This window comes from Variovorax sp. 278MFTsu5.1 (assembly GCF_048305045.1).
Classification (GTDB): Bacteria; Pseudomonadota; Gammaproteobacteria; order Burkholderiales; family Burkholderiaceae_C; genus Variovorax; species Variovorax guangxiensis.
The window spans coordinates 835,577-849,685 of the sequence record NZ_CP157622.1 but is presented as its reverse complement, the minus strand read 5'-3'; the positions used below and the strand labels follow the sequence as shown (position 1 = coordinate 849,685).

General features: G+C 63.3%; 9 protein-coding genes and 4 tRNA genes. All 13 read right to left on the bottom strand.

Annotated elements, in window-relative coordinates:
• Positions 1 to 101: 101 nt before the first annotated feature.
• Positions 102 to 4,337 carry a DNA-directed RNA polymerase subunit beta' gene (rpoC, locus tag ABL844_RS03725; RefSeq protein WP_184642748.1) on the bottom strand — a complete coding sequence of 1,412 codons (4,236 nt, stop codon included), beginning with the start codon at positions 4,335 to 4,337 and terminating at the stop codon, positions 102 to 104.
• Between the two features lie 21 nt (positions 4,338 to 4,358).
• Positions 4,359 to 8,483, bottom strand: coding sequence for a DNA-directed RNA polymerase subunit beta (rpoB, locus tag ABL844_RS03720; protein ID WP_126021689.1), 4,125 nt, complete (start codon positions 8,481 to 8,483; stop codon positions 4,359 to 4,361).
• 296 nt (positions 8,484 to 8,779) lie between these two features.
• Entirely contained in the window at positions 8,780 to 9,157 is a 378-nt protein-coding gene (gene rplL, locus ABL844_RS03715; protein ID WP_369659766.1) for a 50S ribosomal protein L7/L12, read from the bottom strand.
• Between the two features lie 45 nt (positions 9,158 to 9,202).
• The gene (gene rplJ, locus ABL844_RS03710) at positions 9,203 to 9,736 is read right to left on the bottom strand and encodes a 50S ribosomal protein L10 (protein WP_126021691.1); all 534 of its coding nucleotides are present in this window, start codon (positions 9,734 to 9,736) and stop codon (positions 9,203 to 9,205) included.
• 253 nt (positions 9,737 to 9,989) lie between these two features.
• Entirely contained in the window at positions 9,990 to 10,688 is a 699-nt protein-coding gene (rplA, locus tag ABL844_RS03705; RefSeq protein WP_126021692.1) for a 50S ribosomal protein L1, read from the bottom strand.
• Complete coding sequence (gene rplK / locus ABL844_RS03700) at positions 10,689 to 11,120, bottom strand: 50S ribosomal protein L11 (RefSeq protein WP_093206996.1); 432 nt, start codon at positions 11,118 to 11,120, stop codon at positions 10,689 to 10,691.
• 137 nt (positions 11,121 to 11,257) lie between these two features.
• Entirely contained in the window at positions 11,258 to 11,869 is a 612-nt protein-coding gene (nusG, locus tag ABL844_RS03695) for a transcription termination/antitermination protein NusG (protein WP_126021693.1), read from the bottom strand.
• Positions 11,870 to 12,253, bottom strand: a complete 384-nt coding sequence (secE, locus tag ABL844_RS03690; protein ID WP_126021694.1) for a preprotein translocase subunit SecE — start codon at positions 12,251 to 12,253, stop codon at positions 11,870 to 11,872. It lies immediately after the preceding gene.
• Positions 12,254 to 12,356: 103 nt separating this feature from the next.
• Positions 12,357 to 12,432: transfer RNA gene (locus ABL844_RS03685), tRNA-Trp, on the bottom strand.
• Positions 12,433 to 12,456: 24 nt separating this feature from the next.
• Positions 12,457 to 13,650, bottom strand: coding sequence for an elongation factor Tu (tuf, locus tag ABL844_RS03680; RefSeq protein ID WP_093210122.1), 1,194 nt, complete (start codon positions 13,648 to 13,650; stop codon positions 12,457 to 12,459).
• A gap of 73 nt (positions 13,651 to 13,723) precedes the next feature.
• A tRNA-Thr gene (locus tag ABL844_RS03675) sits at positions 13,724 to 13,798 on the bottom strand.
• A gap of 39 nt (positions 13,799 to 13,837) precedes the next feature.
• A tRNA-Gly gene (locus ABL844_RS03670) sits at positions 13,838 to 13,911 on the bottom strand.
• 64 nt (positions 13,912 to 13,975) lie between these two features.
• Positions 13,976 to 14,061, bottom strand: a tRNA-Tyr gene (locus ABL844_RS03665).
• Between the last annotated feature and the right edge of the window lie 48 nt (positions 14,062 to 14,109).

The following is a 14,109-nucleotide window of genomic DNA, read 5'->3' as shown; positions in this document are numbered from 1 at the left end:
CCTCATCAAGCAATCAATCACAGGGAACAAATGAAAACGCCCCCCGACCGGGGCCGGTCGGGGGGCGTGGTGTACCGGTCATGGCCGGTGATGCTAACCAGTTATTCGGTCGCAGCGCCTTCGCTGGCGTCCGCCGTGCTGGCGGCAGCATCGGCTTCACCGGAACCGGCCAGTTCGGCCGCTTCCGATTCGGCGATGGCGCGGCGCTCGGCCTCGTCCATGGCGTCCTTGACCTTGCGTGCCTGGTGGTACGCCATGCCGGTGCCCGCGGGGATCAGGCGGCCGACGATGACGTTTTCCTTCAGGCCGCGCAGCTCGTCGCGCTTGCCCATGATCGCGGCTTCGGTCAGCACGCGCGTCGTTTCCTGGAACGAAGCGGCCGAGATGAACGAGTCCGTCGACAGCGATGCCTTCGTGATACCCAGCAGCAGGTTGGTGAACGTCGCGGGGATCTTGCCTTCGGCGCGCAGGGCGTCGTTGGTGTTGAGCATCTCGCTGCGTTCGATCTGTTCGCCGGCGATGTAGCTGGTGTCGCCCGGGTTGTCGACCACGACGCGGCGCAGCATCTGGCGAACGATCACCTCGATGTGCTTGTCGTTGATCTTCACGCCCTGCAGGCGGTACACGTCCTGCACTTCGTCCACGATGTAGCGCGCCAGTTCTTCCGAACCCAGCAGGCGCAGGATGTCCTGCGGGTCAGCCGGGCCGTCGACCACCGATTCGCCCTTGTTCACCACCTGGCCTTCGTGCACCAGGATGTTCTTTTCCTTCGGCACGAGGTCTTCCCAGACCGTGCCTTCCGGATCGGTGATCTGCAGGCGGATCTTGCCCTTCGTTTCCTTGCCGAACGACACGGTGCCGGTCATTTCGGCCAGCATGCCCTTGTCCTTCGGCGAACGGGCTTCGAACAGCTCGGCAACGCGCGGCAGACCGCCGGTGATGTCGCGGGTCTTCTGGCCTTCGACCGGAATACGCGCCAGCACTTCGCCGGGGCCCACGTCCTGGCCGTCACGCACCTGCACCAGCGCGCCGATCGGGAAGCCGATCGTCACCGAGTGGTCGGTGCCCGGGATCTTCACTTCGGCGCCGGAGGCGTCGATGAGCTTCACCTGCGGACGCACGACCTTGGCGGCGCCGCGGCGCTTCGGGTCGATCACGACCAGGGTCGACAGACCGGTCACTTCGTCCACCTGCTTGGCGACCGTGAGGCCTTCCTCGACGTTCTCGAACTGCGTCTTGCCGGCGAATTCCGTGATGATCGGGCGGGTCAGCGGGTCCCAGTTGGCCAGGACGTGGCCAGCCTTGATCTGCTGGTCGGCCTTGACCGTCAGGGTCGCGCCGTACGGCACCTTGTGGCGCTCGCGCTCGCGGCCGTGCTCGTCGTGGATGATGATTTCACCCGAACGCGAGATCACGACCAGCTCGCCCTTGCTGTTGGTCACGTAGCGCATCGTGGCGTTGAAGCCGATCGAGCCGTTCGACTTGGCTTCCACGCTCGAGGCGATGGCGGCGCGCGAAGCGGCACCACCGATGTGGAAGGTACGCATCGTCAGCTGCGTGCCGGGTTCGCCGATGGACTGGGCGGCGATCACACCGACGGCTTCGCCGATGTTGATCAGGCCGCCGCGACCCAGGTCGCGGCCGTAGCAGGTCGAGCAGATGCCGAAGCGGGTCTCGCAGGTCAGCGCGGTGCGCACCTTGACCTCGTCGACGCCTTGCGCTTCCAGCGACTCGATGGTGTCCTCGTCGAACATCTCGCCGGCCTTCAGCAGCACGGCGCGGTTTTCCGGGTGCAGCACGTCGTCGGCAGCGGTACGGCCGAGGATACGGTCGCGCAGCGATTCGATGACTTCACCGCCTTCGACGATGGCGCGCATCAGGTAGCCGCCGTGCGTGCCGCAGTCCTGCTCGGTCACGACCAGGTCCTGCGTCACGTCGACCAGACGACGGGTCAGGTAGCCCGAGTTCGCCGTCTTCAGCGCCGTGTCGGCCAGACCCTTACGGGCACCGTGGGTGGAGATGAAGTACTCCAGCACGTTCAGGCCTTCGCGGAAGTTCGCGGTGATGGGCGTCTCGATGATCGAGCCGTCAGGCTTGGCCATCAGGCCGCGCATGCCGGCCACCTGGCGGATCTGGGCCGCGGAACCGCGGGCGCCCGAGTCGGCCATCATGTAGATCGAGTTGAAGGACTCCTGCTCGACTTCCTTGCCGTTGCGGTCGATGACCTTCTGCTTCGACAGCTTGGCCATCATCACCTTCGACACTTCGTCGCCGGCCTTGCCCCAGATGTCCACCACCTTGTTGTAGCGCTCGCCGGAGGTCACGAGACCGGAGACGTACTGCTGCTCGATCTCCTTCACTTCCTTGGCCGAGCGCTCGATGATGCCGTGCTTCTCCGAAGGCACCAGCATGTCGTCGATGGCGATCGAGATGCCGGCCTTGGTTGCCAGGCGGAAGCCGTTCTGCAGCAGCTTGTCTGCGAAGACGACGGTTTCCTTCAGGCCGCACTTGCGGAACGAGACGTTGATGAGCTTGGAGATTTCCTTCTTCTTCAGCGCCTTGTTGATGTTCGAGAACGGCAGGCCCTTCGGCAGGATCTCGGACAGCAGCGCGCGGCCCACGGTGGTGTCCACGAGCGAGGTCGACGGCACGAATTCGCCGGTTTCCTTGTTCTTGGTGTACTCCGTGATGCGCACTGCCACCTTGGCGGTGAGTTCGACTTCGTTGGCGTCGAGCGCGCGCTGGACTTCACCGATGTCGGAGAAGACCAGGCCTTCGCCCTTGCCGTTGATGCGGTCGCGGGTCGTGTAGTACAGACCCAGCACCACGTCCTGCGAGGGAACGATCGACGGTTCGCCCGAAGCCGGGAACAGCACGTTGTTGGACGCCAGCATCAGCGTGCGGGCTTCCATCTGCGCTTCCACCGACAGCGGCACGTGGACGGCCATCTGGTCGCCGTCGAAGTCGGCGTTGAAAGCCGCGCACACGAGCGGGTGCAGCTGGATCGCCTTGCCTTCGATCAGGATCGGCTCGAAGGCCTGGATGCCCAGGCGGTGCAGCGTCGGAGCGCGGTTCAGCATGACCGGGTGCTCCTTGATGACCTCTTCCAGGATGTCCCAGACCACCGGCGTACCCGATTCGACTTCCTTCTTGGCAGCCTTGATCGTGGTGGCGATGCCCATGGCTTCGAGGCGCGAGAAGATGAAGGGCTTGAACAGCTCGAGCGCCATCAGCTTCGGCAGGCCGCACTGGTGCAGCTTGAGCGTCGGGCCCACCACGATGACCGAACGGCCCGAGTAGTCGACGCGCTTGCCCAGCAGGTTCTGGCGGAAGCGGCCGCTCTTGCCCTTGATCATGTCGGCCAGCGACTTCAGCGCGCGCTTGTTGGCGCCCGTCATGGCCTTGCCGCGGCGGCCGTTGTCCAGCAGCGAGTCGACGGCTTCCTGCAGCATCCGCTTCTCGTTGCGCGCGATGATTTCCGGAGCCTTCAGCTCCAGCAGGCGGCGCAGGCGCGAGTTGCGGTTGATGACGCGGCGGTACAGGTCGTTCAGGTCGGAGGTCGCGAAGCGGCCGCCGTCCAGCGGCACCAGCGGACGCAGGTCCGGCGGCAGCACGGGCAGCACGTCGAGCACCATCCACTCGGGCTTGATGCCCGACTTGCGGAAGGCTTCCAGCACCTTCAGGCGCTTGGAGTTCTTCTTGACCTTGACTTCGGAGCCGGTCAGGTCGCCGCGCAGGCGTTCGATCTCGCTGTCGAGTTCGATGCCTTCCAGCAGGTCCTTGATGCCTTCGGCGCCCATCTTGGCGACGAACTCGTCACCGTATTCCTTGCGCTTCGCGTCGTAGTCGTCCTCGGACATGATGCCGAACTTCTTCAGCGGGGTCATGCCGGGGTCGGTGATCACGTAGGCTTCGAAGTACAGCACGCGCTCGATGTCGCGCAGCGTCATGTCGAGCACGAGGCCCAGGCGCGACGGCAGCGACTTCAGGAACCAGATGTGGGCGCAGGGCGCGGCCAGGTCGATGTGACCCATGCGCTCGCGACGCACCTTGGTCTGCGTGACTTCGACGCCGCACTTCTCGCAGATCACGCCGCGGTGCTTCAGGCGCTTGTACTTGCCGCACAGGCACTCGTAGTCCTTGATCGGGCCGAAGATCTTCGCGCAGAAGAGGCCGTCGCGCTCGGGCTTGAACGTGCGGTAGTTGATCGTCTCGGGCTTCTTCACCTCGCCGAAGGACCACGAACGGATCTTCTCGGGCGAAGCCATGCCGATCTTGATGGCATCGAAATGCTCATCAGGGGTGAATTGCTTGAACAGGTCGAGTAGCGATTTCATAAGACTCTTTCCCTTTTCAAATTAGGAACGCTCGAGCTCGATGTCGAGACCCAGCGAACGGATTTCCTTGACCAGCACGTTGAACGACTCCGGCATGCCGGCTTCGATCGAGTGCTCGCCCTTGACGATGCTCTCGTACACCTTGGTACGGCCTTGCACGTCGTCGGACTTCACGGTCAGCATTTCCTGCAGGACGTAGGAAGCGCCGTAGGCTTCGAGCGCCCACACTTCCATTTCCCCGAAACGCTGGCCGCCGAACTGCGCCTTGCCGCCCAGAGGCTGCTGCGTGACCAGCGAGTACGGGCCGGTCGAGCGGGCGTGCATCTTGTCGTCCACCAGGTGATGCAGCTTCAGGAAGTGCATGTAGCCGACGGTGACGGGACGCTCGAACTGGTCGCCGGTGCGGCCGTCGAACAGGTAGGCCTGCGTGCGGCTCTCGGTCAGGCCCTTGGCCTTGGCGATGTCGTCCGGATAGGCCAGCTTCAGCATGCCGCGGATTTCCTCTTCCGAGGCACCGTCGAACACCGGCGTCGCGAAGGTCGCGCCGTTCTGCAGGTTGCCGGCCATCTCGAGCAGCTCGGTGTCGCTCAGCGAGGCGATGTTCTCCTGGCGGCCCGAGCCGTTGTACAGCTGCTCCATGAACTTGCGCAGCTCGGCCACCTTGGCCTCCTGCTGCAGCAGGTCGCCGATGCGCTGGCCCACGCCCTTGCCAGCCCAGCCCAGGTGCACTTCGAGAACCTGGCCCACGTTCATCCGCGAGGGCACGCCCAGCGGGTTCAGGCAGATGTCGCACGGCGTGCCGTCGGCCATGTGGGGCATGTCCTCGACCGGAACGATCTTCGACACCACACCCTTGTTGCCGTGGCGGCCGGCCATCTTGTCGCCGGGCTGCAGGCGGCGCTTGACGGCCAGGTAGACCTTGACCATCTTGAGCACGCCAGCGGGCAGCTCGTCGCCCTGCGTGAGCTTCTTGCGCTTTTCTTCGAACGCGAGGTCGAAGCTGTGGCGCGTCTGCTCCAGCGAGTTCTTGATCGACTCGAGCTGCGTCGCCACTTCGTCTTCCGCCGGGCGGATGTCGAACCAGTGGAACTTCTCGACCGACGACAGGTAGGCCTTGTCGAGCTTGGTGCCCTTGGCCAGCTTGTTCGGGCCGCCGTTGGCGACCTTGCCGGTCAGCAGCTTCTCGATACGGTCGAACGCGTCGGCTTCGACGATGCGAAGCTGGTCGTTCAGGTCGAGGCGGAAGCGCTTGAGTTCGTCGTCGATGATCTGCTGGGCGCGCTTGTCGCGCTGGATGCCTTCGCGGGTGAACACCTGCACGTCGATCACGGTGCCCTGCGAGCCCTGGTCCACGCGCAGCGAGGTGTCCTTCACGTCGGAAGCCTTCTCGCCGAAGATGGCGCGAAGCAGCTTCTCTTCAGGCGTCAGCGTGGTCTCGCCCTTCGGCGTGACCTTGCCCACCAGCGTGTCGCCCGGCTGCACTTCGGCGCCGACATAGATGATGCCGGACTCGTCGAGGCGGTTGAGCTGCTGCTCGGCCAGGTTCGGGATGTCGCGCGTGATTTCTTCGGCGCCCAGCTTCGTGTCGCGGGCCATCACCACCAGTTCCTCGATGTGGATCGAGGTGTAGCGGTCTTCGGCGACGACGCGTTCCGAGATCAGGATCGAGTCTTCGAAGTTGTAGCCGTTCCAGGGCATGAACGCGATCAGCATGTTCTGGCCGAGGGCCAGTTCGCCGAGGTCGGTCGATGCGCCGTCGGCCACCACGTCGCCCTTGGCGATCTTGTCGCCGCGCTTGACGATGGGGCGCTGGTGGATGTTGGTGTTCTGGTTCGAACGCTGATACTTGATCAGGTTGTAGATGTCCACACCGACTTCACCGGCAGCCGCTTCGGCGTCGTTCACGCGCACCACGACACGGGTCGCGTCGACGTAGTCGACGATGCCGCCGCGAGTGGCCGTGACCACGGTGCCCGAGTCGACCGCGGAGACGCGCTCGATACCGGTACCGACCATCGGCTTCTCCGGACGCAGCACCGGCACGGCCTGGCGCTGCATGTTGGCGCCCATCAGCGCGCGGTTCGCGTCGTCGTGCTCGAGGAACGGCACGAGCGATGCGGCCACCGACACGATCTGCGCGGGCGACACGTCCATGTACTGGATGCGCTCTGCGCCGACCAGGATCGATTCGCCGGCTTCGCGGGCGGAGACCAGGTCGCCGGTCAGCTTGCCGTCCTTGTCCAGGGCCGCGTTGGCCTGGGCGATGACGTACTTGCCTTCCTCGATGGCCGACAGGTAGTCGATCTCGTTGGTGACCTTGCCGTCAACCACGCGGCGGTACGGCGTCTCGATGAAGCCGTATTCGTTCAGGCGGGCGTACAGGGCCAGCGAGTTGATCAGGCCGATGTTCGGGCCTTCAGGCGTTTCGATCGGGCACACGCGGCCGTAGTGGGTCACGTGCACGTCGCGCACTTCGAAGCCGGCACGTTCGCGCGTCAGACCGCCCGGGCCAAGGGCCGACACGCGGCGCTTGTGGGTGATCTCGGACAGCGGGTTCGTCTGGTCCATGAACTGCGACAGCTGCGAGGCGCCGAAGAACTCCTTCAGGGCGGCCGAGATCGGCTTGCTGTTGATCAGGTCGTGCGGCATCAGCGGCTCTTGCTCCGCCTGGCCCAGACGCTCCTTCACGGCCTTCTCGATGCGGGCCAGGCCGGTGCGGTACTGGTTCTCGGCCAGTTCGCCCACGCAGCGCACGCGACGGTTGCCCAGGTGGTCGATGTCGTCGACTTCGCCGTTGCCGTTGCGCAGGTCCACGAGGATCTTGACCACGGCCAGGATGTCCTCGTTGGTCAGCACCATCGGGCCGGTCGACTCGTCGCGGCCGACCTTGGCGTTGAACTTCATGCGGCCGACGCGCGACAGGTCGTACGTGTCCGGGTTGTAGAACAGGCGCTGGAACAGGGCCTGCACGGCGTCTTCCGTCGGCGGCTCGCCGGGGCGCATCATGCGGTAGATGGCCACGCGGGCGGCGAACTCGTCCACGGTTTCGTCGATGCGCAGGGTCTGCGAGATGTACGCGCCCTGGTCGAGTTCGTTCGTGTAGATGACCTGCACGTCCTGCACGCCGGCCGTGCGCAGCTTCTTCAGCAGCGACTCGGTCAGCTCGTCGTTGGCCTTGGCCAGAATCTCGCCGGAATCGGCATCGACGATGTTGCGGGCGATCACGCGGCCGATCAGGAAGTCTTCCGGCACGCTGATGTGCGTGGTGCCGCCCTGCTCGAGCTCACGCGTATGGCGCGCGGTGACGCGCTTGTCCTTGGCGACCACGACCTTGCCCGACTTGTCGGTGATGTCGAAGCGCGCGACTTCGCCGCGCAGGCGCTCGGAGACGAACTCCATCTGCGCGCCGCTGTCCATCAGGCGGAAGTTGTCGTTCACGAAGAAGTTCGCGAGGATCGATTCCGGGTTCAGGCCGATGGCCTTCAGCAGGATCGTCACCGGCATCTTGCGGCGACGGTCGACGCGGAAGTACAGCATGTCCTTCGGGTCGAACTCGAAGTCGAGCCACGAACCGCGGTAGGGGATCACGCGGGCGGAGAACAGCAGCTTGCCCGAGCTGTGCGTCTTGCCCTTGTCGTGCTCGAAGAACACGCCCGGCGAACGGTGCAGCTGCGACACGATCACGCGCTCGGTACCGTTGATGATGAACGAACCCTTGTCCGTCATGAGCGGCACTTCGCCCATATAGACCTCTTGTTCCTTCACTTCCTTGACCACCTTCGACTGCGAGGTCGACGACTCGCGGTCATAGATGATGAGCTGCACCTTGGCGCGCACGGCCGACGCGAAGGTCAGGCCGCGGGTCTGGCATTCGCGCACGTCGAACGCCGGCTTCGCCAGGTTGTACTCGAGGAACTTCATCTCGACGAAACCGTTGTGCGAGACGATCGGGAAGGCAGCGTCGAACGCGGCCTGCAGGCCTTCGACGGTACGTTGTTTCGGGGGGATGCCGGCTTGCAGGAACGCGGTGTATGCGTCTTTCTGCATCTGCAGCAGGTAGGGGATTTCGACGACGCTGTCGCGATTGCCGAAACTTTTTCGGATGCGCTTGCGTTCGGTGTAACTGTACGCGGACGATTGGGCCATGAGAGCTCCGGTGCTTGAGATCTTCAGCGACTTGTCAGCAGTGCCTGGGCACCACTGCTTGGCGGCTGGCCACTACCAGCCGTTGGCGGACAGCGATGCGTTGCACATCGCCCGAACCAAGGGGTCTTCTGCAGTCGGGGTCAGAAGACACTCAAAAATCCCGCCTCGTTTTGGCTTTTCCGGAGCCCTTTGGGCCTCCGGGAAAACCGGCAACGAGCCGGCTTTTGAGTGCGCTCTGAAAGCGGCAAAGGCTGGAGGGCCTTTTCAGGCACCTCCAGCCCTCCAGGGGGTCTGAATTACTTCAGTTCCACCTTGGCGCCGGCTTCTTCCAGCTTCTTCTTGGCGGCTTCAGCGTCAGCCTTCGACAGGCCTTCCTTGACAGCCTTGGGAGCGGCTTCCACCAGGTCCTTGGCTTCCTTCAGGCCCAGGCCGGTGATTTCGCGCACTGCCTTGATCGCCGAAACCTTGTTCGCGCCAGCATCCATCAGCATGACGTTGAACTCGGTCTTCTCTTCGACTGCAGCAGCAGCGGCACCGCCACCACCAGCAGCCGGAGCGGCCATTGCAGCGGCGCTCACGCCGAACTTCTCTTCGATGGCCTTGACCAGGTCGTTGAGTTCCAGGACCGTCATGCTGTCGAGCGCGGTCAGAAATGCGTCTTTATCGAATGCCATTTTTGTTTCCTAACAATTGGGTTGAATGTTTCAAACGCAAGCTGCTCAGGCAGCCTGTGCTTCTGCCGGGGCATCGGCGGGTGCAGCTTCGCCACCACCACGCTTCTCGGCCAGCGCCGCGAGAACGCGGGCGGTACGAGAGATCGGGGATTGCATCAAGCCCAGCAGTTGAGCCAGCAGCACTTCCTTCGAAGGGATGTTGGCCAGTTGCTTCACGCCTTCGACGTCCAGGGCCTTGCCACCGAATGCGCCACCGCGAATGACCAGCTTGTCGTTGGTCTTCGCGAAATCGGCCACCACCTTGGCGGCGGCCACAGCGTCTTCGGAGAAGCCGTAGATCAGCGGACCGGTCATCTGGTCGCCGACGACCTCGAACGCGCTACCGGCGACAGCACGGCGGGCCAGCGTGTTCTTCAGAACACTCAGGCTCACACCCTTGCTGCGCGCTTCGTTGCGCAGTTTGGTCATATCGGCAACCGTGATGCCACGGTATTCCGCCATCACGAGCGTTTGAGCTTTTGCGGCGAGGCTGGTCACATCGTTGATGACCGCTTCTTTCTCACTGCGATTCAGACTCAAGGTCTACTCCTTTAAATGCGATCTTCGGCCGGGGCCTGGATCGCGCTTCATGCAGCGACCAACTGTCAGGAACAAAAAATCAACTTTCTCGATTCCTTGCAGTGGGGTCGCCATCTGCGCTGGATACCGGACGGGAAGGTCCGGCGTTTAAGTGCAGCACCCTGCACACCAGCGGTCTTGGATGGCCCGCGGCAACCGAAGCCGCCGCGACCCACCACATCCGCCCCACCCTTGCGAGGTGGAGCAAATCTCTTTAGCTCGCCGAGATGGTTTGCGTGTCCACGCGGACACCCAGACCCATGGTCGACGACACAGCCACCTTGCGCAGATACACGCCCTTGCTGGTCGCGGGCTTGGCCTTGACCAGAGCTTCGATCAGCGCAGCGAGGTTGCCCTGCAGCTTGTCGTTGTCGAACGAGCGGCGACCGATCGTGCCGTGCACGATACCGGCCTTGTCGACGCGGAACTGGACCTGGCCGGCCTTGGCGTTCTTCACGGCCGTGGCGACGTCCGGGGTCACGGTGCCGACCTTCGGGTTCGGCATCAGGCCGCGCGGACCCAGCACCTGACCGAGCGTACCGACGACGCGCATGGCGTCCGGTGCGGCGATCACGACGTCGAAGGGCATGTCGCCAGCCTTGACCATGGCAGCCAGGTCGTCCATGCCGACGATGTCGGCGCCGGCGGCCTTGGCTTCTTCTGCCTTGGCGCCTTGGGCGAACACGGCGACGCGCTTGGTCTTGCCGGTGCCGTTGGGCAGCACGACGGCGCCACGCACGACCTGGTCCGACTTCTTGGCGTCGATGCCGAGCTGCACGGCCACGTCGATCGATTCGTCGAACTTGGCGGTGGCGGCTTCCTTGACGATGGTGATCGCGTCAGCCAGCGGGTACAGCTTGGTGCTGTCGACCTTGCCTTCGAGCGACTTCTGCTTCTTGGTGATCTTGGCCATTTACACGCCCTCCACATTCACGCCCATCGAACGGGCCGTACCGGCGATGGTGCGAACCGCGGCGTCCATGTCGGCGGCGGTCAGGTCCTTCATCTTGGTCTTTGCGATCTCTTCGAGCTGCGCGCGCGTGATCTTGCCGACCTTGTCGGTGTGCGGACGTGCGGAACCCTTCTCGAGCTTGATCGCCTTCTTGATCAGCACGCCAGCGGGCGGCGACTTGATGATGAAGGTGAAGCTCTTGTCGGCGAAAGCGGTGATGACCACCGGCAGCGCCAGACCCGGCTCGTAGCTCTGCGTCTGGGCGTTGAACGCCTTGCAGAATTCCATGATGTTCAGACCGCGCTGACCGAGTGCAGGACCGATCGGCGGGGACGGGTTGGCCTTACCAGCTGGCACTTGCAGCTTGATGAAGCCGACGATTTTCTTCGCCATGCTTTTTGCTCCTTGCGGGTGATATCGCTTCGGCTTGCGGCCGAGGCTCCCCGGGGTTAAACGACTCTTCGATCAAGGCCGCGCGCCGAGTCGGACAACGCGCAGCCGGGAATGGTTCGGACCTCGCGGTCCGGGGCTCAGGTCTTCTCGACCTGGCCGAATTCGAGTTCCACAGGCGTCGCGCGGCCGAAGATCATGACCGACACGCTGACCTTGCTCTTCTCGTAGTTGACTTCCTCGACGGTGCCGTTGAAGTCGGTGAACGGGCCTTCCTTGACGCGCACGAATTCGCCGACGGTGAATTCGATCTTGTGGCGCGGCTTCTCCGTGCCCTGCTGCATCTGGCTGACGATGTCTTCGACCTCTTTCTGCGAGATCGGGGCCGGCCGGTTCTTGGCGCCGCCCACGAAACCCGTCACCTTGTTGGTGTGCTTCACCAGGTGCCAGCTCTCGTCGTCCATGATCATTTCGACCAGAACGTAGCCCGGGAAGAAGCGACGCTCGGTGGTGCGCTTCTGGCCATTCTTGATCTCGACCACTTCTTCGGTCGGGACCAGGATGCGGCCGAACTTGTCCTGCATGCCGGCGCGGTTGATGCGCTCGGTGATGTTGCGCTCGACGGCTTTTTCCATGCCCGAATAGGCATGCACCACGTACCAACGCAGATCAGGGTTGGCGGCAGGAGCCAGCACGGACGTGCCTTCTTCCTCCGGCGCGCCCGGCGTGGTTTCAACTGCGTCGTCAGTCATTTACTTTCTCCAGCCCAGAATGAGGTCGAAAAATACCCACTCGAGCGTCTTGTCGGTCAGCCAGAGAAAGACGGACATGATCGCCACGAAGGCGAACACGTAGGCCGTCATCTGCATCGCCTCCTTGCGGGTCGGCCAGACGACCTTCCTGACTTCGCGCCACGAATCGCGGCCGAACGCCCAAAGCTGGCGGCCATTCTCCGAACTACCGAAAACAACCACAGCCGCCGCCAGACCGACCAGCAGCGCAGCCCATTGCACCAGCGAGCCCTGGCGCGCCAGCAGATAGAACGCCACGATGGCGCCCACTGCCAGCACCACCGCCGCAGCCAGTTTGGCCTTGTCGGCGCCGGTGCTCACCGTTTCGATTTGAGAAGTGGCCATGTTCGGCTGATTTCCTGTGGCCCTGAGGCCTTCAATTCAATGCGTCTCTTGAGACGCCGAAGCCCGTCGGGACGCGACGGGCTTTTCGGAGTGCCACCTTAAGTGGCAGGGGCAGTAGGAATCGAACCTACAACCTTCGGTTTTGGAGACCGACGCTCTGCCAATTGAGCTATACCCCTCCGGTACTCTTCGCGCCCGCTGTATTACAGGTCGAGAATCTTCGCCACGACGCCCGAACCCACGGTGCGGCCGCCTTCGCGGATGGCGAAGCGCAGGCCTTCTTCCATGGCGATCGGGGCGATCAGCTTCACGGTGATGCTGACGTTGTCGCCGGGCATGACCATTTCCTTGTCCTTGGGCAGCTCGATCGCACCGGTCACGTCCGTCGTGCGGAAGTAGAACTGCGGACGGTAGTTGTTGAAGAACGGCGTGTGACGGCCGCCTTCGTCCTTCGACAGAACGTACACCTCGGCGGTGAAGTGCGTGTGCGGCTTGATCGAGCCGGGCTTGCACAGCACCTGGCCGCGCTCGACTTCTTCGCGCTTCGTGCCGCGCAGCAGCACGCCCACGTTGTCGCCGGCTTGACCCTGGTCCAGCAGCTTGCGGAACATTTCCACGCCGGTGCAGGTGGTCTTGACCGTCGGGCGGATGCCCACGATTTCGATTTCTTCACCGACCTTGATCACGCCGCGCTCGACGGCGCCGGTCACCACCGTGCCGCGACCCGAGATCGAGAACACGTCTTCCACGGGCATCAGGAACGTGCCGTCCACGGCGCGCTCGGGCGTCGGGATGTAAGTGTCCAGGGCTTCGGCCAGCTTCATGATCGAGCCTTCGCCGAGCTCGCCCTTGTCGCCTTCCAGGGCCAGCTTGGCCGAGCCGTGGATGATGGGGGTGTCGTCGCCGGGGAATTCGTACTTATCGAGGAGTTCGCGGACTTCCATCTCGACCAGCTCGAGCAGTTCCTTGTCGTCGACCATGTCGCACTTGTTCAGGAACACGATGATGTAGCCCACGCCCACCTGGCGAGCCAGCAGGATGTGTTCACGAGTCTGGGGCATCGGGCCGTCGGCGGCCGAGCACACCAGGATGGCGCCGTCCATCTGGGCGGCGCCGGTGATCATGTTCTTCACGTAGTCGGCGTGGCCGGGGCAGTCGACGTGTGCGTAGTGGCGGTTGGCCGTTTCGTATTCGACGTGCGCGGTGTTGATCGTGATGCCGCGTGCCTTTTCTTCAGGCGCAGCGTCGATCTGGTCGTAGGCCTTGGCTTCGCCGCCGAACTTCGACGACAGCACCGTTGCGATCGCAGCCGTCAGCGTGGTCTTGCCGTGGTCGACGTGACCGATCGTGCCCACGTTCACGTGCGGCTTGGTGCGGGTGAATTTACCTTTTGCCATTTTTCGACTCCGAAAAAAACGTTTCCAACGTATGCAGATGGGTTGCAATGCAGCTTTTGCAACCCCCAAAAACTGGTGCCCTTTGCGGGAATCGGACCCGCGACCTCTCCCTTACCAAGGGAGTGCTCTACCACTGAGCCAAAAGGGCTTTATCTAACCATTCGCTTCCGGCGCCGAACCGGGTCTCTGGAGCGGGAGACGGGAATCGAACCCGCGTCATCAGCTTGGAAGGCTGGGGTTCTACCATTGAACTACTCCCGCATCAGGAGCACTCGAGGCACCCAAAGCGCGAAATCCAAACGCTCTTAGAAACCAAATTCATCGCTGGTGGAGAGGGCTGGATTCGAACCAGCGTACTCGTAAGAGGGCAGATTTACAGTCTGCTGCCATTAACCACTCGGCCACCTCTCCGGCGAACCTCGAAATATAGCACGGTTTTGTGACTACCCGGAACCCCAT

Coding starts and splice junctions, on each gene's coding strand:
- rpoC (WP_184642748.1), bottom strand. CDS start 4,337: ATGAAATCGCTACTCGACCTGTTCAAGCAATTCACCCCTGATGAGCAT.
- tuf (WP_093210122.1), bottom strand. CDS start 13,650: ATGGCAAAAGGTAAATTCACCCGCACCAAGCCGCACGTGAACGTGGGC.
- secE (WP_126021694.1), bottom strand. CDS start 12,253: ATGGCCACTTCTCAAATCGAAACGGTGAGCACCGGCGCCGACAAGGCC.
- nusG (WP_126021693.1), bottom strand. CDS start 11,869: ATGACTGACGACGCAGTTGAAACCACGCCGGGCGCGCCGGAGGAAGAA.
- rpoB (WP_126021689.1), bottom strand. CDS start 8,483: ATGGCCCAATCGTCCGCGTACAGTTACACCGAACGCAAGCGCATCCGA.
- rplL (WP_369659766.1), bottom strand. CDS start 9,157: ATGGCATTCGATAAAGACGCATTTCTGACCGCGCTCGACAGCATGACG.
- rplA (WP_126021692.1), bottom strand. CDS start 10,688: ATGGCCAAGATCACCAAGAAGCAGAAGTCGCTCGAAGGCAAGGTCGAC.
- rplK (WP_093206996.1), bottom strand. CDS start 11,120: ATGGCGAAGAAAATCGTCGGCTTCATCAAGCTGCAAGTGCCAGCTGGT.